The organism is Streptomyces glaucus (assembly GCF_039533365.1).
Classification (GTDB): domain Bacteria; phylum Actinomycetota; class Actinomycetes; order Streptomycetales; family Streptomycetaceae; genus Streptomyces; species Streptomyces glaucus.
Genome location: NZ_BAAATK010000068.1, coordinates 1 through 24,639, shown reverse-complemented (window position 1 = coordinate 24,639; position 24,639 = coordinate 1). Strand labels below are relative to the sequence as shown.

Sequence of the window (24,639 nt, the reverse complement as noted above, 5' to 3'; positions counted from 1 at the left end):
CCGGGGCCGCCGCGCTGCCGGCGGGCGCCGCGGGGGCCGGGCGGGCGGCGGGGCGGTGGCCCCGGCCGGCGCGGTCGCCGGCGTCGGAGCGGCGGGGCGCTTCCCCGGCGCGGACGACCTGGACACGTTCTGGGCGAAGCTGCGCGAGGGCGCCGACCTGGTCCGCCCCTATCCCGGGGACCGCTTCGACGGGCCCTACGCCGACGTCGTCCGGCGGTCGGACTTCCCGAAGTGGGCGGGACAGCTGGACGGGGTCGACCGGTTCGACGCGGACTTCTTCCACCTGTCCCGGCTGGAGGCCGAGCTGATGGACCCCCAGCAGCGCCTCGCCCTGGAGACCGTGTGGGCCGCGCTGGAGAACGGCGGCTACGCGCCCGCCCGGCTGCCCGGGAACACCGGCGTGTTCTTCGGCGTGTCCGGCTACGACTACCACCAGCTGCTCAACGCCTCCCAGGTCGCCCCCGACGGCTACACCGCCACCGGCAACGCCCACTCGATGCTGGCCAACCGGATCTCGTTCCTGCTCGACGTGCACGGCCCCAGCGAGCCGGTCGACACCGCCTGCTCCAGCTCGCTGGTCGCCCTGCACCGCGCCGTGGAGAGCATCCGCAGCGGACGCTGCGAGATGGCCATCGCCGGCGGGGTCAACCTGCTGCTCAGCGTCGACACGTTCGTGTCCACGCAGATGTCCGGCATGCTCAGCCCCGACGGCCGCTGCAAGACCTTCTCCGACCGGGCCGACGGCTACGTGCGCGGCGAGGGCGTCGCCGCGGTGCTGCTCAAGCCGCTGGAGCAGGCACGCCGCGACGGCGACGCCATCTGGGGCGTCGTCATCGGCAGCGCCGAGAACCACGGCGGGCGCGCCCAGTCGCTCACCGCGCCCAACGGGGCGGCGCAGACCGCCCTCATCCAGGACGCCATGCGCGGCATCGACCCCGACAGCATCGGCTACGTCGAGACCCACGGCACCGGCACCCGGCTCGGCGACCCGGTGGAGATCGAAGCGCTCCACCGGGCCCACCGCGCCCTGCGCGAAGCCCGCGGCGCGCGGCGCGCGGACGGCCCGCGCAACCCGGCGTGCGCGCTCGGCTCGGTGAAGACCAACATCGGCCACCTGGAGGCCGCGGCCGGCCTCGCCGGCGTGCTGAAGGTGCTGCTCGCCATGCGGCACGGCGAACTGCCGCCCACCCTGCACTGCGCCGACCTCAACCCGCTGCTCCCGCTGGACGACGGCGACTTCGAGGTCGTGCGCGAACTGCGGCCCTGGCGGCGGCGCGTGGACGCCGAGGGCCGGCCCTGGCCGCTGCGCGCCGCCGTCAGCAGCTTCGGATTCGGCGGCGCCAACGCCCACGTCGTCCTGGAGGAGCCGCCCGCCCCGCCGGTCCTTCCGCCCGCCCCGCCCGAGCCGCAGGCGTTCGTCCTGTCCGCCCGCGACCCGGAGCGGCTGCGCACCTCGGCCCGGCAGCTCGCCGACCACCTCGACCGGGCCCGCCGCGAGGGCCGCGCACCGGACCCGGCCGACCTGGCGTTCACCCTGCAACTCGGCCGCGCCGCCCTGGAGGAGCGGCTCGCCTTCGTCGCCCGCGGGATCGACGAGGTGAGCGCCGTGCTGCACCGGTTCGCCGACGGCGCCCCGCCCGCCCACGTCAGCACCGGCAGCCTGCGCCGCTCCCGCGGGACCGGCGTGCAACGCGACCCGGTGCCCGCGCCCGGGATCGCGCAGGCGCTGCGCGAACGCCGTCTGGACGCCGTCACGGCCGCCTGGTGCCGGGGCGAGACCGTCGACTGGCGGCCCCTGCACCCCGCCGGACGGCGACGCACCCTGCGCCTGCCCGGCCACCCCTTCGCACGGGAGCGGTACTGGGTGCCCGCCCCGGACGCCGCCCCGCCGCACCCCGCCCCGGACGCCGGCCGGCCCCGGCCGCCCGCCCCGGACGCCCCGCCCCCGTTCGACGCCGACGCCTACGCGGCGGCACTCGACGCGGTGCTCGACGACCGCGCCGGGCCGGACGCCCTGAGCAGATTCTGACGGAGCCCGCCATGACCGTCGAGCGCCCCCTCCCGGAGCCGAGCCTTCCCCCTCTCGCACGAAAGCCCCCCATGGACACCACACCCTCCGCACCGCAGCGTCCCGCGCCCCGGGACCTCCTGCTGACGCCGCACTGGCACGGGCAGCCCCTCGGCGACCGGACCCCGGCCGCCGCGCCCGCCCGGCGCCTGATCGTGCTGTGCGACGCCGACGACGCCCACGAGGCCGCCGTCCGCCGCCACCTGCCCGGAGTGTCCCTCGCCCGGGTGGACAGCGCCGGTGACGGACCGGCCGCGACCTACCGACGGGCCGCCACCCGGCTCCTCGGCGAACTGCAGCGCCTGCTCGGGCAGCCGCACCGGGAACGGCGCGTCGTCCAGGTGGTCTGCCCCGAGCGCCGCCCCCACGGTTACGCCGGCCTGCTCGGCATGCTGCGCAGCGCCGCCCTGGAGGAGCCGGCGCTGGCCGTGCAGCTCGTCGAGTTCGCCCCGTGGCCCGCCGCCGAGGACCTGGCCGGGATCCTCCGGGCCGAGCAGGACGCCGCGGACGCGCACGTGCGCTACCACGACGGGCACCGGCAGCTGCCGCGGTGGCGGCCCGCCGCGGAGCTCCCGGCGGCCGAGGCGCGGCTCTGGCGCCCCGACGGCGTGTACCTGGTCACCGGCGGCGCGGGCGGCATCGGCCGGCTGCTCGCCGCCGACCTCGCCCGGCACGCCCCCGAGGCCCGCCTCGTGGTGTGCGGGCGCCGCGCGCCCGACGGCGTGGACCGGCGCGGACTCGCCGCCGCCGAGTACGTCCGGGCCGACGTCACCGACGCCGCCGCGGTCGCCGAGACGGTCGACGGCGTCGTACGGCGGCACGGGCGCCTCGACGGCATCGTCCACGCGGCCGGGCTGCTGCGCGACGGCTACGTCCTGCGCAAGAGCCACCAGGAACTGCACGAGGTGCTGGCGCCCAAGGTGGCCGGCCTGGTCCACCTCGACGAGGCCAGCAGCCACCTCCCGCTCGACTTCCTCATCGCCTTCTCCTCCGGCTGCGGCAGCCTCGGCAACGCCGGGCAGGCCGACTACGCCGCCGCCAACGGCTTCCTGGACGCCTACCTGTCCCACCGCAGCCACCTCGTCGCGTCCGGACTGCGGCACGGCCGGAGCCTGTCCCTCGCCTGGCCGCTGTGGCGCGAGGGCGGCATGAGCGTCCCCGCCGACGACCTGCCCGCACTCGCCGAGCGCTTCGGCCACCCCCTCGACACGGCCACCGCGCTGGCCGCCCTGCACGAGGCGGTGCGGCTGGACGCGCCGCACGTGCTGGTCGCCGACCGGCGGGGGACCGGGCCGCAGGCCCGTACGGAGCAGCCCTCCGCAGCAGGGATCCCGCAGCCCGGCACGCCGGCGGCGCCGTCCGCCGCCGCGCTGCGCGCCGGCGTGCTGGCCAAGGTCAAGGAACTCCTCGCCACCACGCTGCGCCTGGACGCCGCCCGGCTCGACGCCGACGCGCCGCTGGACGGCTACGGCATCGACTCGCTCGCCGTCACCCGGCTCAACCGGCACCTGGAGCAGTGGTTCGGCGCCCTGCCCAAGTCGCTGCTGTACCAGCACCCCACCCTGCGGGAACTCGCCCACCACCTGGCCGACCACCACCCGGAGGGCTGCCGGCGCTGGCTCGACGGCGCACCGGCCGCGCCCGCCGCCGCACCGGCTCCGGCCGCCCCGGACGCGCCCGCGGCCACGGACCGGGCCACGGACACGGCCGTACGGCCCCCCGCCCCGGCCGCGCCGGCGGCGTCCGCCGCGCCCCCCGCCCCCGCGGCCGCTCCGCGGGCCGCCGTGACCGCCCGCCCCCGGCCGGCCGACGAGCCGATCGCCGTCATCGGACTGAGCGGCCGCTACCCCGACGCCCCCGACCTCGCCGCGTTCTGGCGCAACCTGCGGGCCGGACGCGACAGCGTGCGCGAGATCCCCGCCGAGCGCTGGCCGCTGGACGGCTTCTTCGAGCCGGACGCCCGGCGCGCCGTACGGCAGGGCGCCAGCTACAGCAAATGGGGCGCGTTCCTGGACGACTTCGCCCGGTTCGACGCCGCGTTCTTCGGCATCGCGCCGCGCACCGCCGCCGACATGGACCCGCAGGAACGGCTGTTCATCGAGTGCGCCTGGGCCGTGCTGGAGGACGCCGGGTACACGCCCCGGCGCCTCGCCGAGCAGCACGGCTCCCGGGTGGGCGTGTTCGCGGGCGTCACCAAGACCGGCTTCGACCGGCACCGCCCCGCCGCGCCGGACGGCGACGTGCCGCCGGCCCCCCGGACCTCCTTCGCCTCCCTCGCCAACCGCGTGTCCTACCTCCTGGACCTGCGCGGCCCGAGCATGCCGGTCGACACGATGTGCTCGGCGTCCCTGACCGCCGTCCACGAGGCGTGCGAGCAACTGCGGCGCGGCGCCTGCGAACTGGCCATCGCGGGCGGCGTCAACCTGTACCTGCACCCCTCGACCTACGTCGACCTGTGCCGCTCGCGGATGCTCGCCTCCGGCGACCGCTGCCGCAGCTTCGGCGCGGGCGGCGACGGCTTCGTGCCCGGCGAGGGAGTCGGCGCCGTCCTGCTCAAGCCGCTGTCCCGGGCGGAGGCCGACGGCGACCCGGTGCGCGCGGTCATCCTCGGCTCCAGCGTCAACCACGGCGGCCGCAGCAACGGCTACACCGTGCCCAACCCGCGCGCCCAGGCCGCCCTGGTGCGCGAGGCCCTGGAACGCGCGGGCGTGACCCCCGACCAGGTCGGGTACGTCGAGGCGCACGGCACCGGCACCCGGCTCGGCGACCCGGTGGAGATCGACGGCCTCACGCAGGCGTTCACCGAGGGCCTGCCGGACAGCGCGGACCGCCCGTCGTGCGCCCTGGGCACGGTGAAGTCGAACATCGGCCACCTGGAGGCCGCCGCCGGCATCGCCGGTCTCACCAAGGCGGTCCTCCAGCTCGAACACGGCGAGCTGGTGCCGAGCCTGCACGCCGAACCGCCCAACCCGGAGATCGACTTCGCCGCGACCCCGTTCACGGTGCAGACCCGGCGGGCACCCTGGCCGGCCCCCGCCGACGGCCGGCCCCGCGTGGCGGGCGTGTCCTCCTTCGGCGCGGGCGGGGCCAACGCGCACGTCGTCCTCGCCGAGTACCGGGCCCCCGCCGGCCGCCCCGCCCCGCCCCCCTCGTCCGGCCCCTTCCTGCTGCCGCTGTCCGCCCGCACCCCGCAGGCGCTGCGCGCCCGCGTCGAGCAGATGGCGGCGTGGCTGGACGGCGCCGGTGCGCCCGTCGACCTCGGCGCCGTCGCCTTCACGCTGCAGACCGGCCGCGAGGAGATGGACGAGCGGCTGTGCTTCGTCGCGGCGCGCGCCGAGGAGTGGCGCGCCCAGCTGGCCGCCTACCTCGCCGACCCGGACGCCGACGGCCCCTGGGGCCGCGGCCGCGTGCGCACCACCCGGGAGACCCGGGCGGCACTGGCGGACACACCCGAGGTCCGCGGGCTCGCCGACCAGTGGGCCGCCCGCGGCGAGTGGCTGCGGCTGGCCGCCTTCTGGGCCAAGGGCATGCCGCTCGACTGGACCCGGCTGCACGACGGCGACCGCACCCCGGCGCGCCTGCACCTGCCGACGTACCCGTTCGCCGGGCCCCGGTACTGGTTCGACACGGCCGCCTCCCTCGCCGACCCCGCGGCCGCGGCCGCCCCCGCCCCCGGGACGGCCCGCGAGACCCCCGCGCCCGCGGCGCCCGCCCCCGCCCCCGGCGCCGACGCCCGCGAGATCGAACGCATCGTCCTGGCCACGGTCGGCGACGCCCTCCAGATGCCGGCCGACGAGATCGACCGGCGCCGGCCCTTCGCCGACCTCGGGCTCGACTCCATCCTCGGCGTCAACGTGGTGCAGACGCTCAACGAGACGCTGGGCACCGGCCTGGAGACCACCGACCTCTTCGACCACGGCTCGGTGGAGCGGCTGCACACGTTCATCGTGCGGACCTACGGCGACACCCTGCGCACCCCGGCCGCCCCCGCCGCCCCCGGGGCGTCGGAGGCCGCCGCCGCATCGCCGGCCGCCGGGACGCCCCGCCCGCGCCCCCTGCCCGCCGACGAACCCATCGCCGTCGTCGGCCTGGCCGCCCGCTTCGCCGACGCGCCCGACCCGCGGGCCCTGTGGCGCCACATCGCCGCCGGGGACGACCTGGTCGGCCCGGTCACCCGCTGGGACCTCGACCGCGAGGCACCCGGCGTGTCCTGCCGCGCCGGCAGCTTCGTCGACGGCATCGACCGCTTCGACCCGGTGTTCTTCGGGATCTCCGGCGTCGAGGCCGCCGCCATGGACCCGCAGCAGCGGATCTTCCTGGAGGAGTGCTGGAACGCCCTGGAGGACGCCGGCTACACCGGTGAACGCCTCACCTCCCGCACCTGCGGCGTCTACGTCGGCTGCTACGCCGGCGACTACCACGAGCACCTGGGCGAGCGGGCCCCCGCCCAGGCCCTGTGGGGCACCATGGGCTCGGTGGTGGCCTCCCGCATCGCCTACCACCTCGACCTGACCGGGCCCGCCCTCAGCGTCGACACCTCCTGCTCCAGCTCCCTGGTCGCCCTCCACCTGGCCTGCCGCGACCTCCGGGCGGGCGCCGCCGACATGGCCCTGGCGGGCGGCGTGTTCATCCAGACCACCCCCCGCCTGTACGTCTCCGCCGACCGCGCCGGCATGCTCTCCCCGAGCGGACGCTGCCGCAGCTTCGACGCCGACGCCGACGGCTTCGTGCCCGGCGAGGGCGCCGGCGTCGTCGTCCTCAAACGGCTCTCCGACGCCGAACGCGACGGCGACCACGTCTACGGCCTGATCCGCGGCTCCGGCGTCAACCAGGACGGCACCACCAACGGCATCACCGCGCCCAGCGCCGTCTCGCAGGAGCGGCTGCTGCGCACCGTGCACGAGGAGTGCGGCATCACCCCCGGCGGCATCCAGCTCGTCGAGGCCCACGGCACCGGCACCCCGCTCGGCGACCCCATCGAGTTCCGCGCCCTGCGCCGGGCGTTCGAAGGCGCCCCCGAGGGAAGCTGCTCGCTCGGCTCGATCAAGACCAACCTCGGCCACACCCAGTTCGCCGCGGGCGTCGCCGGCGTCATCAAGGCGCTGCTCGCGCTGCACCACCGGCAGCTGCCGCCCACCCTGCACTTCACCCGCGGCAACCCGGCGATCGCCCTGCAGGGCAGCCCGTTCCGCGTCGACACCCGGCTGCGCCCGTGGCCGCGGCCGGACCACGGGCCGCGCCGCGCCGCCGTCAGCTCGTTCGGCGCCAGCGGCACCAACGCGCACGTCGTCCTGGAGGAGTACGCACAGCCCGCGCACACCGACGAGGACGGCACCGAGCACGCCTTCCTGCTGTCCGCCCGCACCCCCGAGGCCCTGCGCCAGGCGGCGCGGCGCCTGGCCGACCACCTCGGCGCCGCGCCCGCCCTGCCGGCCGGCGCGGTCGCCCACACCCTCGCCGCCGGCCGACGGCACTTCGCCCACCGCCTGGCCGTCCTCGCCGCCGACCTGCCGGCCCTCGCCGCACACCTCCGGTCCTGGCTCGCCGGCACCGGCGGCCCGGCCGTCCACCAGGGCGAGGTCTCCGCGCAGGCCGCCCCGGCCGCCGCCCCCGCGACGCGGCCCACCCCGCGGGAGCTGGCCCGCGCCTACGTCGAGGGCCGCGTCGACCGGTTCGCCGACCACTTCCCGGCCGGCGCCCGCCGGGTGGTGCCGCTGCCGACGTACCCGTTCGAACGCGACCGCTACTGGGCCGACGAGGCCCGGCCCGACGGCGAGCGGGCCACCGCGCCCGACGCGTACCGGTGGCCGCTCACCGGCACCGAGTTCTTCCTGGCCGACCACCACGTCGGCGGTCGCCCGGTCCTGCCCGCCGTGGTCTCCCTGGAGGCCGTGCGCCGCGCGGTGTCGGGGGAGACCTTCGCGCCGCTCGGCCTGCGCGACGTGGTCTGGCCGGCCCCCTTCGCACCGGACGCCGACGGACCGGGCGCCCGGTCGGCCGAACTGCGCGTCGAACTCGACGCCGACCGCACCGGTTTCCGCGTCCGGCGGGCCGGCGCCGCGCCGCGCGAGGTGCACGCCCAGGGCCGGATCGCCACCCCCGCCGCACCGTCGGCCGGCCGGATCCGGCCCGAGGAACTCCGGGCCCGCTGCGACCGGCACACCCTGACCCGCGAGCAGTGCTACGCCGCCCTCGGCGCCGTCGGCATCCGGCACGGGGAGCGCCTGCGCGCCCTGGACTCCCTCGCCGTCGGCGACGGCGAGGTGCTGGCCCGGCTGGTGCTGCCCGAAGCCGCCGGCGACACGTCGTACGCGCTGCACCCGGCGATGCTCGACGCCGCGATCCAGGCGGTCGTCGGCCTGTACGGCGACCGCACCGGCGCCCTGGCCGACCACGCCGGCGCCCCCGCCCTGCCGTTCGCGCTCGACTCCCTCGACATCCTCGGCCCGACCACCGACCGCATGTGGGCCCATCTGCGGCACAGCGACGGCTACGCCCCGTCCGCGCGGCGCGGCGTGCAGAAAGCGGACATCGACGTGTACGACGACGAAGGACGCCTCCGCGTCAGTCTGCGCGGCTACTCCTCCCGCCACCGCACCGCACCGGACGCCGCCCCTGGCACCGCACCGGCGTCCGAGCCCGTGCGGACCGCCCCCGGGGTCCCGCACCCCGCGCCCGGGCAGCCGGACCCCGGGCCCGGGACGCCCGAGGCCTGCCTGCTCGTCCCCGTCTGGGACGCCCTGCCGGCCGGCGCCGCGCCCCGCTGGCCCGCGCCCGCGACGCGCCTGGCCGTCCTCGGCGGCACCGCCGAGGAGCGGGCCGAGCTGCGCCGCCGCTACCCGGACGCCACCGTCCTGGACCCGCGCGACGCCGACTCGCCGCAGCGGCTCGCCGCGCTGCTGCCGTCCGGCGTCGAGCACGCCGTGTGGCTGGCCCCGGAGCGCGCCACCCGGCCCGGCAGCGGCACCGACGCCGTCCTGACCGCGTTCCGCCTCGTCAAGGCGCTCCTCGCGGACGGAGCCGACGCCCGCGAACTCGGCCTGACCGTGATCACCCGGCAGGCACGCCGGCTGGCCGGCGACCGTGCCGTCGACCCGGCGCACGCCGGCGTGCACGGCCTGTTCGGCACCGTCGCCAAGGAGTACCCGCACTGGCGGGTCCGGGTGGCCGACATCGGCGCCGACGCCGCCGTCCCCTGGGACGAGGTGCTGGCCCTGCCCGCCGACCCGCGCGGCGAGACGCTCGCCCACCGGGACGGCGAGTGGTACCGCCAGCGCCTGCTCGAACTCACCGCGCCCGCGCCCACGCCCGGCGAGGAGCAGCTGCGGCCCGGCGACGTGGTCGTGGCCATCGGCGGCGCCGGAGGCATCGGCACGGTGTGGACCGAGCACGTGATGCGCCGCCACGGCGCCCGGGTCGTCTGGATCGGCCGCCGCCCCCTGGACGAGACCGTCGAGGCCCGCCGCACCGCGCTCGCCGGGCACGGGCCGCGCCCCGACTACGTGCAGGCGGACGCCACCGACCCGGCCGCGCTGCGCGCCGCCTGCGAGGAGATCGTCCGCCGGCACGGCCCCGTGCGCGCCGTCCTGCACACCGCCATCGTCCTCGGCGACCAGAGCCTGGCCCGCATGGACGAGGACCGGTTCCGCGCCACGTACGCCGCCAAGGCCGACGTGTCGGTCAACCTCGCCGACGCCTTCGGCGACCAGCCGCTGCGGTTCGTGGCGTTCTTCTCCTCCATGCAGGCGTTCTTCAAGGCGCCCGGGCAGGCCAACTACGCCGCCGGCTGCACCTTCTCCGACGCCTGGGCGGAGTACCTGCGCGACCGCCTGCCCTGCCCGGTCAAGGTGATGAACTGGGGCTACTGGGCCGGCGTCGGCATCGTCACCGGCGACGACTACCGCCGCCGCATGGCACAGGCCGGGCTCGCCTCGATCGAACCCGACGAGGGCATGGCCGCCTACGACACCCTGCTCGCCTCGCCGTACCCGCAGCTCGCCCTGCTGAAGGCCACGCACCCGGGCAGCATCGACGGCCTGTACGGCGAGGACGCCGTCGAACACCACCCGGTGCGCACCCCGTCCCTGATCGCCGCCCTGCGCGACGGTCGCCCCGACCGGCGCGAGGAGATCGGGCGGCTGCGCGCCGAGGCCGACGGACACGCCGGCTCCATGCACGACGCGCTGCTGCGCATCACCTGGGCGCTGCTGCGCTCCCTCGGCCTGTTCGACGGCACACGCGCCGCCACCGCCGACGAGTGGCGCGCGACGGGCGGCATCACCGCCGGCTACGCCCGGTGGACGGCGCACACCCTGCACGTGCTGACCGAGGCCGGCTACCTGCGGCGCGACGCCGACGGCCGCTACGCGGCGGCCGCCCCCGGCCCCGTGGACCTCGACGCCGCCTGGCGGGACTGGGACGCCGCCCGCGCGGTCTGGGAGACCCAGGACGCCAAGCGCGCCCAGGCCGTCCTGGTCGACACCACGCTGCGCGCCCTGACCGACGTCCTCACCGGCCGCCGCCCGGCGACCGACGTGATGTTCCCCAACTCCTCGCTGCGCCTGGTCGAGTCCGTCTACAAGAACAACCCGGTCGCCGACTACTTCAACGCCGTCCTCGCCGACACCCTGGTGGACTACCTGCGCCGCCGGCTCGCCGACGACCCGGCCGCGCGCATCCGGATCCTGGAGGTCGGCGCCGGCACCGGCGGCACCAGCGCGGTCGTCTTCCGGCGGCTGCGGCAGTGGAGCGAGCACGTCGAGACGTACTGCTACACCGACCTGTCCAAGGCGTTCCTGCTGCACGCCCGCCGGGAGTACGGCGACATCGCCCCCTACCTCGACGAGCGGCTGCTGAACATCGAACAGCCGCTCGCCGGCCAGTCCGTGCGGCCCGGCGACTTCGACGTGGTCGTCGCCACCAACGTGCTGCACGCCACCCGCAACATCCGCACCACCCTGCGCAACGTCAAGGCCGCGCTGCGCCCGCACGGCGTGCTGCTCCTCAACGAGCTGAGCGACAACGTCTTCTTCAGCCACCTGACGTTCGGGCTGCTGGAGGGCTGGTGGCGCTACGACGACCCGGCGCCGCGCATCGCCGGCTCGCCCGGCCTCACCCCCGCCGCCTGGCGGCGCCTCCTCGGCGAACTCGGCTTCCGGGGCGCCTTCGTCGCCGCCGAGGGCGCCGACGACCTGGGCCAGCAGGTGATCGTCGCCGAGAGCGACGGCGCGATCCGCCAGCCGCGCCCCGACGGCGTCTGCGCGTTCCGGGGCGTCACGCCCCCGGCGGCCCGGCCCGCCCCGGCGGACGCGCCGGCCCTCACGGCGGACGCGCCGGCCGCCGCGGTGGACGCGCCGGCCCCCACGGCGGCCCGGCCCGGGCCCGCCGACGCGCCCGCGTCCGGGGCGGCTCCGGCCGCGCCCGCCGCCGCGCCCGGGGGGACCGCGGCCGTGCCCGCACCGGGTGAGGACCTGGCGACGCGACTGCGCGAACCGGCCCGCGCCTTCTTCCGCGGGCTCGTCGCCGACACGCTGCGCCTGCCGCTGCCGGACATCAAGGCGGACGTGCCCCTGGAGCGCTACGGCATCGACTCCATCCTCGTCGTGCAGCTCACCGAAGCGGTCCGCGCGCACCTGCGCGATGTCGGAAGCACCCTGTTCTTCGAGGTGCGCACCATCGACGGTCTGGTGGACCACTTCGTGCGCACCCAGCCGGACGAACTCGCCGCACTCGTCGGCGTCGGCCCCACGGCACCCGCCGCCCCGGCGGCGGCACAGCCGGCACCGGAAGCCGGACGGGCTGCCTCCGCCGAGGAGCGGTCCCCCGGCCCCGACCGGCGACCGGCTGCCGCCGCCGGCGACGGCGACCGCGGCACGGCCATCGCCGTCGTCGGCATGGCCGGCCGCTACCCCGGCGCCCGGGACCTGGACGCCTTCTGGGAGAACCTGCTCGCCGGCCGGGACAGCGTCACCGAGATCCCCGCCGACCGCTGGGACCACGACCGGTTCTACGACCCGCGCCGCGGCGTGCCCGGCCGGACCTACAGCAAGTGGGGCGGCTTCATCGACGGCGTCGACGAGTTCGACCCGCTCTTCTTCGGGATCGCGCCCAGCGTCGCGTCCACCATGGACCCGCAGGAGCGGCTGTTCCTGCAGTGCGCGTACGAGACGCTGCAGGACGCCGGCTACACGCGCGACGCGCTGCGCTCGGCCGCCCGGCGCCGCGTCCACCGCGACGCCGGGGACATCGGCGTCTTCGTCGGCGCGATGTACACCGAGTACCAGCTCCACGGCGCGGAGGCCATCGCGCGCGGCGAGCACGTCGTCGTCCCCGGCAGCCTGGCGTCCATCGCCAACCAGGTGTCGTACTTCCTCGACGCGAGCGGTCCCAGCGTCGCCGTCGACACCATGTGCGCCTCCGCGCTGACCGCCGTCCACCTGGCGTGCGCCGCGATCCGCAGCGGCGAGTGCGCGGTCGCGCTGGCCGGCGGCGTCAACGTGTCGGTGCACCCGAGCAAGTACCTGATGATCGGCCAGGGCCAGTTCGCCTCCAGCGACGGCCGCTGCCGCAGCTTCGGCGAGGGCGGCGACGGCTACGTGCCCGGCGAGGGCGTCGGCGCCGTCCTGCTGCGCCCGCTCGCCGACGCCGTCGCCGACGGCGACCGCATCCTCGGCGTGATCCGCGGCACCGCCGTCAACCACGGCGGCCGCACCCACGGCTTCACCGTGCCCAACCCGCACGCGCAGGCCGCGGTGATCCGCAGCGCCTGGCGGCAGGCCGGCATCGACCCGCGGGACATCCAGTACGTCGAGGCCCACGGCACCGGCACCGCGCTGGGCGACCCCATCGAGATCGCCGGCCTGAAGTCCGCCTTCGCCGAGTTCACCGACGACCGGGCCTTCTGCGCCATCGGCTCCGCCAAGTCGAACATCGGCCACCTGGAGAGCGCGGCGGGCATCGCGGGCCTGGCCAAGATCCTGCTCCAGATGCGGCACGGCCGCCTCGTGCCGTCGCTGCACGCCGAACGCACCAACCCCCACATCGACTTCGCCGACACCCCCTTCGTCCTGCAGCGCGAGGCCGCTCCGTGGCCGCGCCCCGAGGGACGGCCCCGGCTCGCCGCCCTCTCCGCCTTCGGCGCCGGCGGATCCAACGCCCACCTCGTCGTGGAGGAGTACGTCATGTCCGACCCGGGCCCCCGGCGCACCGGTTCCGTCGTCGCGGTGCTGTCCGCCCAGGACGCCGACCGGCTGCGCGACTCGGCGCGGCGGCTGTCCGACGCGCTGCGCTCCGGCGCCTGGAGCGACGGCGACCTCGCCGACATCGCCTACACCCTCCAGGTCGGCCGGGAGGCGATGGACGCCCGCTTCGCCGTGGTGACGGACACCCTGCCGGGCCTGCTGGCCGCGCTCGACGCGTGCGCCGACGGCGCCGCACTGCCCGCCGGGGCGTACCTGCGCGACGGCGGCGGACGCGGCGAACCCGCCGCCGCGTTCACCGACGACGACGACTTCCAGGACACCGTCGCCCGCTGGGCCGCCCGCGGCAAGCTCGCGCCCCTCGCCGAGGCGTGGACGCACGGCCTCACGGTGGACTGGACCCGCCTGTACGGCGACGGGCCGGCCCCGCGCCGGGTGGGCCTGCCGACCTACCCGTTCGCCCGCGAGAGGTACTGGTTCACCGACGCGCTGCCGCGGACGGCACCCGCGTCCGCCCCGCCGCCCGCGCCCGCCCCCGCCCGCGAACCGGCACCCCCGGCGACCCCGGCGCCCCCCGCCCCGGTGCCCCCCGCCCCGGCGGCCGGCACCTCCGCCCCGGCGGCCGGCGCCCCCGCCGCCCTTCCCGCCGGTCATCTCACCCTCGCCCCCGTCTGGGAGCCGGTCCGCCCCGACCGGGCCGCGGGCGGGCCCGGCACGACGGAGCGCGTCCTCGCGGTGAATCCGTCCCCGCGGGACGCCGACGCCCTGCGCCGCCTGCACCCGGGCCTGCTCACCCTCCACACCGCCGACCGCGCGATCGACGACCTGAGCCGCGAACTGGCCTCGTACGGCCCCGTCGACCGCGTGGTGGCCGCCTTCCCGACGACCCCGGCCACCTCCGGCGCCCACCCCGGCGCCGGCGCGCACGGCGACGCGCTGCGCCACGCCTTCCGCTTCGTCAAGGCGCTGCTCGCGACCGGCGCCGCCGACCGCCCGCTGGAACTCACCCTGCTGACCCGGCACGCCTTCGACCCCGCCGGCACCGCGGACGTCGACCCCGAACAGGCCGGGCTGCACGGCCTGTTCGGCGGGCTGGCCAAGGAGTGCCCGCAGTGGCGGGTCCGCGCGGCCGACCTCGCCGACGGCCGTCCCCTCGACCCGCGCGAGCTGTTCGCCCTCCCGGCCGACCACCGCGCGCACCCCTGCGCCCGCAGCGGCGGCCAGTGGCTCCAGCGGCGTCTCATCGCCGTCGACACCACCGCGGCGACGGCCGCGCCGGACGCCCCCGGCTTCCGCCGCGACGGCGTGTACATCCTGATCGGCGGCGCCGGCGAGCTCGGTGTCCGGCTGAGCGAACACCTTCTCCGGCGTTACGACGCGCACGTGGTGTGGGTCGGCCGCCGCACCGAGGACGCCGCGATCCGCGAGGCCGCCGCCCGCGTCGGCGCGCACGGCCGCACCCCGCTGTACCTGTCCGCCGACGCCACCGACCGCGACGCGCTGGCCCGCGTGCGCGACGAGGTGCTGCGCCGCCACGGCCGCGTCGACGGACTCGTGCACCTGGCGATGGTGTTCACGCACACCCCGCTGACCGCGATGGACGAAGCCGAACTGGACGCCGTACGCGCGGCCAAGGCCGCGCCGTGCGGGCACCTCGCCGAGGTGTTCGCCGGCCACCGCCCGGACTTCGTCCTCCTGGTGTCCTCCCTGGTCAGCCAGATCCGCAACCCGCACCAGGCGCACTACGCGGCGGCCTGCGCCATCGAGGACGCGAGCGCGCCCGCGCTGCGGCGGGCGCTCGGCTGCCCGGTGAAGGTCGTCAACTGGGGCTACTGGGGCAACACGCCCGCCGAGCACCTGCGGGAGCTGGCCTCGCTGGGCGTGGCGGCGATCGACCCGCAGGCCGCCATGGCCGCCCTGGAACGGCTGCTGGCCGGTCCCCTGGACCAGATCGGCTTCATGCGGACCAGCCGCCCGCTGCCCGTCGAGGGCGCCCTCGCGGACGAGGTGCTGAGCCCGCTGCCCGCCGGGCCGGTCCCGCACCACGACGTCCCGGACCTGCCGCTGCCGCCCGCGCTCGCCGCGTACGGCACCGGACCCGTGCCCGGCGCCGTCGACGACCACCTGTGCCGCTGCCTCGCCGCCGAACTGCGCCGCATCGGCCTGGACGAACCGCGCGACGCCGCCCGCTGGGCGCGGCGCACCGGCGTCGACGCCCGCTTCGGCGCCTGGCTCACCGCCACCCTGCGCGCCCTGACCGAGCACGGACTGATCGACGCCGAGGGCCGCTGGGCGCCCGGCGCGCCCGGCGCCGCCGACGCCGACGCCCTCCGCGCCGGCCTCGCCCGCGCCGGCACCGGCTGGGCCGAGGCCAACCCCGACCTGCGTGCCCCGCTGGCCCTGCTCGGCACGACCCTCCCGGCGCTCGGCGACATCCTGCTCGGCCGCCGCGCCGCCACCGACGTGCTCTTCCCCGGCGGCAGCTTCGCCCTGGTCGAAGGCGTCTACCGGGACAACCGGGTCGCCGGGTACTTCAACGCCGTCCTCGCCGACCAGGTCGCCGCCCACCTCGGGGCCCGCCGGCGCCTGGACCCGCGGGCTCCGCTGCGCGTCCTGGAGATCGGCGCCGGCACCGGCGGCACCACCGTGCCGGTCCTGGACCGCCTGGAACGAGAGGGCCTGCGCCCGGACACGTACTGCTTCACCGACGTCTCGCAGGCGTTCCTGCAGAACGCGCAGGACACCTTCGGCAGCCGGTACGCCGCACTGGACTACCGCGTCCTCGACATCGGCCGGGCACCCCAGGAACAGGGCTTCGGCGCGGGCGAGTACGACGTCGTGATCGCCGCCAACGTGCTCCACGCGACCAGCGACGTCCGGCCGACCCTGCGGCACGCCAAGTCGCTGCTGCGCGGCGGCGGCTTGTTGGCGCTCAACGAGATCAGCGGCTTCTACCTCGTCAACCACCTCACCTTCGGGCTGCTCGACGGCTGGTGGCGGCACGAGGACACCGAACTGCGCGTCGCGGGCAGCCCGGCGCTGTCCCCGGAGAGCTGGCGGTCGGTGCTCGCGCAGGAGGGCTTCACCGGGATCCGGCACCCGGCCGCCCCGGGTCTGGTCCTCGGCCAGCAGATCGTGGTCGCGGTCAGCGACGGCGTCGTCCGCCTGCCGCGCGCGACCGACGGCACGTCGGGGCGGGGCAACGCGCGGGCGGCCGCCTCGGCGGCGGAACCCGTCGAGGTCCCCGCCGTCCCGGCCCCGTCCCCGGCCGCGGCCCCCGCGCCGGCGCCCGCCGGGACGGCGGCGGCCTCCGCGGCCCGTGTGGCGGACGTCGTCCTCGGCGAACTCGCCGACGCCCTGCGCATGCCGGCCGAACGGATCGACACCGACCGGGCGTTCGCCGACTACGGACTGGACTCCATCGTCGGCGCGAAGTTCATCCAGCGCGTCAACGACCGGCTCGGCCTGGACCTGATGACCACGGTCATCTTCGACCACCGCAGCGTGCGGCAGCTGGCCGCGCACATCGAACAGAGCCACGACCCGGTCCTGCCGGCACCGGCACCGGCCGCGGCACCGTCGTCGACCGAGGCACCGGTGACGGCCGCGGCACCCGCCGCGCCCGCGCAGGCCCCCGCGCCCCACGCCCCCGTCCCGGCCGCCTTCGCCGGTCCCGCCCGGCCCCCGACCCGCGAGCCCATCGCCATCGTCGGCGTCAGCGGACGCTTCGCGGGCTCCGCCGACCTCGACGCCCTGTGGGAGCACCTGGCCGCCGGCCACGACCTGGTCGGCCCCATCGAGCGCTGGGACCTCTCCGGCGTCGGCGAGGACGAACTGAGCTGCCGGGCGGGCAGCTTCCTCGACGGCATCGACCGCTTCGACGCCCGGTTCTTCCACATGACCGGCCTGGAGGCCACCTACACCGACCCGCAGCAGCGCCTCTTCCTGGAGCAGGCCTGGACCGCGCTGGAGAACGCCGGCCACGTCGGCGCCTCCCTCGCCGCGCTGCGCGGCGGCGTCTACGTCGGCTGCACCGGCGGCGACTACACCGAGTGGTTCGACGACGCGCCGCCCGCCCAGGCGGTGTGGGGCAACGCGCCGTCCATCGTGCCCGCCCGCATCGCCTACCACCTGGACCTGCACGGCCCGGCGATCGCGGTCGACACGGCCTGCTCCAGCTCGCTGGTCGCCGTCCACCTGGCCTGCCAGGGCCTGTGGACCGGCGAGACCGACATCGCCGTGGCCGGCGGCGTCAGCGTGCAGACCACGCCGCTGACCCACCTGGCCGCCGGCCGCGCCGGCATGCTCTCCCCGACGGGCCGCTGCCACACCTTCGACTCCCGCGCCGACGGCTTCGTGCCCGGCGAGGGCGTGGGCGTGGTGGTGCTGCGGCGGCTGTCCGACGCGCTGGCCGACGGCGACCACGTGCACGCCGTCATCCGCGGCTCCGGCCTCAACCAGGACGGCGCCACCAACGGCATCACCGCCCCCAGCGCGCTCTCCCAGGAGCGGCTGATCCGCCAGGTCCACGGCGACTTCGGCATCGACCCCGCCGACATCGGCCTCGTCGAGGCGCACGGCACCGGCACCCAGCTCGGCGACCCGATCGAGTTCGAGGCGCTGCGCAAGGCGTTCGGCCCGGCCGGCGGCCCCCGCTCCTGCGCGCTCGGCTCGGTCAAGACCAACCTCGGGCACACCACCTCGGCGGCGGGCGTGGCCGGCCTGCTGAAGGTCGTGCTGGCCCTGCGCCACGAGCAGATCCCGCCGACCCTGCACCACCACGAGCCCAACCCCGCCATCCGGTTCGACGACAGCCCCTTCCACGTCAACACCGGACTGCGCCGCTGGGAGCCCAACGCCCACGGCCGGCGCATGGCGGCGGTCAGCTCCTTCGGCTTCAGCGGCACCAACGCCCACCTGGTCGTCGAGAGCGCGCCCGCCCGGCCCGCGCGGCGGGCCGACGGACGGCCGTACCTGTTCGTGCTGTCCGCGCCCCAGCCCGAGGCGCTGCGCGAGCTGACCGCCGGCCTGGCGGCCCACCTGCGCCGCACTCCCGGCCTCCTGCCCGGCGACGTCAGCCACACCCTGGCGCTCGGCCGGCGGCACTTCGCGCACCGCGCGGCCTACATCGCCTCCGACTGCCAGGAGCTCGCCCGGCTGCTGGAGGGCGACGGCGGCACGCCGCCCACCGGGCACGGCGACCCGGCCCTGGAGGACGCCCGCAGCCGCTACCTCGACGGCGCCACCGTCGACTTCGCGCCCCTGTTCGCCGGGCGCGACGTGCGCCGCACACCGCTGCCGACCTACCCGTTCCAGCGCAAGCGGTACTGGGTGGAGGGCTCCCGCCGCCCGGACCTCGACGCCGGGCGCGGCCGTCCGGCGCGCCGGCCCGCGCAGCGCCCCGCGCCCGCCGCGCGGCGCAGGCCGGAGCGCGACCCGCGGCAGACCGCGATGGACGACCTCCTCCTGGACCTGCTCCAGGTGCAGCTCGACGCCTCGGGCCTCGACCTGCGCGTCCCGTTCACCCCGGACGAGGCGGTCGCCCGCACCGGCGCGCAGGGCGTGCTCGCGCGCTGGCTGACGGCGAGCACGGACCGGCTGGAGCGCGAGGGGCGCCTGCGCCGGGAGGGCGGGCGGCTGCGCGCCGACCGCGTGCCGGACCCCGCCGCCACCTGGCGGGCCTGGGAGCGGGCCGTGCCCGGCTGGCGGGACGACGAGGGCCTTCGCGCCCAGGCCGACCTCGCCACGGCCATGCTGCGCGCCCTGCCCGCCATCCTCTCCGGACGGGTCGCCGCCACCGACGTGATGTTCCCCGACGGCTCGCTCGGCCAGGTCGAGAACCTGTACCGGAACAACGCGGTCGCCGACCACTTCAACCACGTCGTCGGCGACGCCCTGGTGGCCCGGATCGAGGAGCGCCTCGCCGCCGACCCCGGCGCCCGGCTGCGCATCATCGAGATCGGCGCCGGCACCGGCGGCACCAGCGCCCTGCTCTTCCCCCGGCTGCGGCCCTACGCCGAGCACGTCGAGGAGTACCGCTACACCGACCTGTCCAAGGCGTTCCTGCTGCACGCCCGCGAGACCTACGGCCCGGACAACCCCTACCTGCGCTACCAGACCTTCGACGTCGGCCGGCCGCCCGAGGAGCAGGGCCTGACGCCCGGCTCCTACGACGTCGCCGTGGCCACCAACGTGCTGCACGCCACCGCCGACATCCGCACCACGGTGCGGCACGTGCGGGCCCTGCTGGCCGACGACGGGGTGCTGCTGCTCAACGAGATCAGCGGCGACCACGTCTTCGCCCACCTCACCTTCGGCCTGCTGGAGGGCTGGTGGCTCTACCGCGACGACGAACTGCGCATGCCGGGCAGCCCGGCGCTGCACCCGCGCACCTGGCGCCGGGTGCTGCGCGAGGAGGGCTTCGGCACGGTGACCCAGCCCGCCGCGGACGCCGACGACCTCGGCCAGCAGGTGCTGGTCGCCGAGGCCGGCCCGGTGCGCTCCGCCCCGGCCGGCCGGGCGCCCTCGGCGCCGCGCTCCGGCACGGCCGACCCGGCTGCCCCGGCCGCACCGGACGCGCCGGACGCCGCCCCGGCGCCCGCCGTCGCGGCCCCGGACGGGGACGAACTGCGGGACGCCGTCGCGGACCGGCTGCTCGCCGAGGTCTCCCGCGCGCTGATGATGGAGCCCGAGGAGATCGACCCGCAGGCGTCCTTCAGCGACTTCGGTGTGGACTCCCTCCTCGGCGTCAAGCTCGTCGGCGAGATCAACCGCGCCTTCGGCCTCGACCTGGCGACGACCGCCCTCTTCGAGCACAGCACCCTCGACCGGCTGACCGACCTGCTCGTCACCCGGCACCGGGCCGACGTCCGCACGGCCGTATCCGCACGGACGGCACCCCCCGGCCCGCCAGCACCGGCCGTCCCGCCCTCCCCGGCCCCCGCCCCGGAGGCGCCCTCCCCGGCCCCCGCCCGGGCGGCCTCTTCCCCCGTGCCCGCGGCCGACGACGCCGTGGCCGTCGTCGGCATCGCCGCCCGCTACGCCCAGTCGCCCGACGCCGGGACCCTGTGGGCGCACCTGGCCGCCGGGGACGACCTGGTCACCGAGGCCGACCGGTGGGACCTGACGCGGGTGCTGGGCGAGGACGCCGGACAGCAGTACGGCAGCTTCCTGGACGACATCGCCCGCTTCGACGCCGGGTTCTTCCGGATCTCCGGCAAGGAGGCCGTCTACACCGACCCGCAGCAGCGGATCTTCCTGGAGGAGTGCTGGCACGCCCTGGAGGACGCCGGCTACGCCGGTGAGCGGCTCGACGGCCGGGACTGCGGCGTCTACGTCGGCGCCTTCCCCGGCGACTACCACGAACTGATCGGCCAGGACGCGCCCGCGCAGACCATGTGGGGCAACATGGCCTCGGTCATCGCCTCCCGCATCTCCTACTTCCTGGACCTCCAGGGCCCCGCCGAGTCGATCGACACCGCCTGCTCCAGCTCCCTGGTCGCCATCCACCACGCCTGCCAGGACCTGCGCCTGGGCGTCACCTCGATGGCGCTGGCCGGCGGCGTGTTCGTCCAGTCCACGCCCCGCCTGTACCAGTACGGCACGCGCGCGGGCATGCTCTCGCCGAGCGGCCGCTGCCACACCTTCGACTCCCGCGCCGACGGCTTCGTGCCCGGTGAGGGCGCCGGCGTCGTCGTCCTCAAGCGGCTCGCCGACGCCCTGCGCGACGGCGACCACGTGTACGGCGTCATCCGCGGCTCCGGCGTCAACCAGGACGGCACCACCAACGGCATCACCGCGCCCAGCGCCACCTCGCAGGAGCGGCTGCTGCGCGGCGTGTACGAGCGGGCGGGCGTGGACCCGGCGCGCATCCAGTTCATCGAGGCGCACGGCACCGGCACCCCGCTGGGCGACCCGATCGAGTTCGAGGCACTGTGCCAGGCGTTCGGCGACGCCCCCGAGGGCGGCTGCGCGCTCGGCGCGATCAAGACCAACCTGGGCCACACCCAGTTCGCCGCCGGCGTCGCCGGCGTCGTCAAGGCGCTCCTCGCGCTGAAACACCGCCAGATCCCGCCGTCCCTGCACTTCGCCGAGGCCAACCCGGCGATCACGCTGGAGGGCAGCCCCTTCCGCGTCCCCACCGGGCTGGAGCCCTGGCCGGCGCCGGCCGCCGGTCCGCGCCTGGCGGGCGTCAGCTCCTTCGGCGCCAGCGGCACCAACGCCCACGTGCTGATCGAGGAGGCCCCCGCGCCGGGCGGTCCGCGCCACCCCGAGCGGTCGCACTGGCTGCTGGTGCTGTCCGGACAGGGCGAGGCCGCGCGCCGCGCCCAGGTCGAACGGTTCCTGGCGCACGTCGAGGCGCACGACGACCTGGACCTCGGCGACGTGGCCTACACCCTGGCCACCGGCCGCCGCCACTGCACCCACCGGCTCGCCCTCGTCGCCACCGGCCGCGCCCAGCTGACCGCGGCGCTGCGCGCCTGGCTGCGCGACGGCCACGCCGAGGGCGTGGTCACCGGGGAGAGCACCGACCGGCGCGGCCGCGGCGACCCCGCCGCCGCGGCCGCGCGCGGCGACGCCGGGCCCGAGGCGCTGGACGAGCTGGCCCCGGCCTACGTCCGGGGCGCCACGCCGCGCTTCGCGGACCTGTTCTCCGGCGGCGGCTTCCGTATCGTGCCGCTGCCGGGCTACGCCTTCGGCGGCGAGCGCCACTGGGTGGCCCCCGCGAGCACCGGACGCCCCCCGGCCCCGGCCGCCGAGGCGCCGCCGTCGCCGCTCGCCGGGCACGCCGCCCCGGGGGACGGCCCGGATTCCGTCCGCCGCACCGAGCTGACCGGCGCCGAGTTCTTCCTCGCCGACCACCGCGTGCGGGGCGTGCCGGTGCTGCCGGGCGTGGCCTACCTGGAACTGGCGTGCGCCGCCGCCCGGGCCGAGGGCCTGCCGGCCACCGGCCTGGTGCTGCGCGACGTCGTCTGGTCGCGGCCCGCCCGGATCGAGCGGCCCACCACCGTGGAGACCGTCCTGCGCCGCCGTGCGGAAGGCGGTCACGCCTACGAGGTCGCCTCCCGCCGGGACGACGGGCGCCTGACGCACGGTCAGGGCCGGATCGAGCGCGGCCCCGCGCCCGCCGCCGAGCGCCTGGACATCGACGCCCTGCGCGCCCGCTGCGTCACGCGCGGCCTGGACCACGAGGCCTGCTACCGCCTGTTCGACCGCATGGGCATGGGCTACGGCCCCGCCCTGCGCGGCCTGGAACGCCTCGACACCGGCCCCGGTCTCGCCGTGGCCCGCGTGCGCGTGCCGCGGGCGGCGGGGGAGACGGCCGGCTGGACCCTGCACCCCTCCGTCCTCGACGCCGCCGTGCAGGCGACCGTGGGCCTGGCCCTGACCGGCGACGGCGACGACGTGCCGGCCGCGCTGCCGTTCGCGGTCGACGAGGTCCACGTCCTCGCGCCGACGCCCGCGGCCGGCTGGGCGGTGGCCCGTTCCGCGGCCGGCGACCGCGGCGGCCCCGTCCACCGGGTCGACATCGACCTGTGCGACGACACCGGCCGGGTGTGCGTACGCCTCCTCGGCTTCCAGGCCCGCACCCTGCCCGCGCCCGACGCCCGGCAGCGGGAGCAGGAGCGGCCCGCCGGCGACGACGCCTCCCTGGTCCTGATGCGCGTCGACTGGCGGCAGGCCGAACCGGAGCCCGCCGAGCGGCCGTTCGTCCGGCACGACGTGCTGCTGGCCGGCCTCGACCGGGTCGACCCGGCGGCCGTCGCGGCCGCACTCGACCGCCCCTGCGCCGGCCTGCCCGCCGCGCCCGGCGACGCGGCCGGGCGCTACACCGCCCGCGCCGAGGCACTGCTGACCCGCCTGCGGCAGACGGTCCCCGCCACCCGCGACGGCGACGTCCTGGTGCAGCTCGCCGTTCCCGCGCAGGGCGACGACCGGCTCACCGCCGGCCTCGACGGCATGCTGCGCTCCGCCCGGCAGGAACACCCCCGCCTGGTCACGCAGCTGATCGAGGTGGACCCCACGGCCGACGCCGAGGCCCTGGCCGCCGCGCTGCGGCAGGAAGCCGCCGGCGCTGCCGACGGCACCGTGCGCCGCACCGGGGGCCGCCGCCTGGTGCCCCGCTGGGAGGCGATCGAGGACACCGTCCCCGAACAGCCCTGGAAGGCCGGCGGCGTCTACCTCGTGACCGGCGGGGCCGGCGGCCTCGGCGCCCTGTTCGCGCGGGAGATCGCCCGCCGGGCCCCCGGCGCCGTCCTGGTGCTCTGCGGCCGTTCGCCCGAGGGCCCGCGCCAGGCCGGACTGCTGCGCGAGCTGCGGGCCTCGGGCGCGGACGCGCACTACCGGTCGCTGGACGTGGGCCGGCGCGACGACGTCGTCGCCTGCGTCCGCGAGACGGTCGCCGCCCACGGCCGCCTCGACGGCATCCTGCACACCGCGGGCGTGCTGCGCGACGGCTACCTCGCCCAGAAGAGCGCCGAGGACCTGCGCGAGGTGTTCACCGCCAAGGTGGCCGGCCTCGTCCACCTCGACGAGGCCAGCGCCGACCTGCCGCTGGACTGGTTCATCGGGTTCTCCTCGCTGTCCGCGTTCGGCAACCCGGGCCAGGCCGACTACGCCGCCGCCAACGCCTTCATGGACGCCTACGCCGCCCGCCGAGCCGAAGAGGTGGCGCGCGGCGCACGCCACGGCCGGACGCTCGTGGTCGGCTGGCCGCTGTGGGCCGACGGCGGCATGCGCGTCGACGAGGCCACCGCGCGCGGACTGCGCGAACGGGCCGGCATGCTGCCGATGCCCGCCCGGCAGGGCATCGCCGCCCTGTACCACGCCTACGGCACCGGGCTGCCCCACGTGATGGCGGTCTACGGCGACCGCGCCCGCGTCGAGGCGACCCTGCTGGCCGCGCCGAGGCCCGCCGCCGCGGCCGGGCGGGCCGCCGCCCGGACCGAGGCGCCCGCCCGGGACCGCGCCGCACGGCGCCCGGCACTGCTGCGCTCGCTGATCACCGAGGTGTCGACGCTGCTGCAGGTCCCCGAGGACGACATCGACGGCGCGGTGGAGATGAGCGAGTACGGATTCGACTCCATCTCGCTCACCGAGTTCGCCACCAGGCTCAACGAGCGCTACGGCCTGTCGCTGGCGCCGACGCTGTTCTTCGAGTACCCGACGCTGGGCGAGGTCGCCGACCACCTCCTCGACGAGTACGGCGACCGCGTGGCCCCCGGGGCCGCGGCGGAGACCGGCGACGCGGAAGCCGGCGACGCTCGGACGCCCGACCCACGGGACGCCGAGCCGCCGGCCGTCACGAGCGCGCCGGCCGGGCCCTCCGCCGCCGAGCGGGCCGCCCCGCCGGCCGCGGGGGAGCGGACCGGC

General features: G+C 77.3%; 2 protein-coding genes. Both read left to right on the top strand.

Features of this window, described 5'->3' with window-relative positions; genetic code table 11:
• Positions 1–2,029: type I polyketide synthase (locus tag ABD363_RS29850; RefSeq protein WP_344609199.1), on the top strand; the 2,029-nt coding region annotated here is incomplete at its 5' end.
• Positions 2,030–2,100: 71 nt separating this feature from the next.
• Positions 2,101–24,639, top strand: a 22,539-nt coding sequence (locus ABD363_RS29845) for an SDR family NAD(P)-dependent oxidoreductase (protein ID WP_344609197.1), incomplete at its 3' end; no start/stop codon positions are given.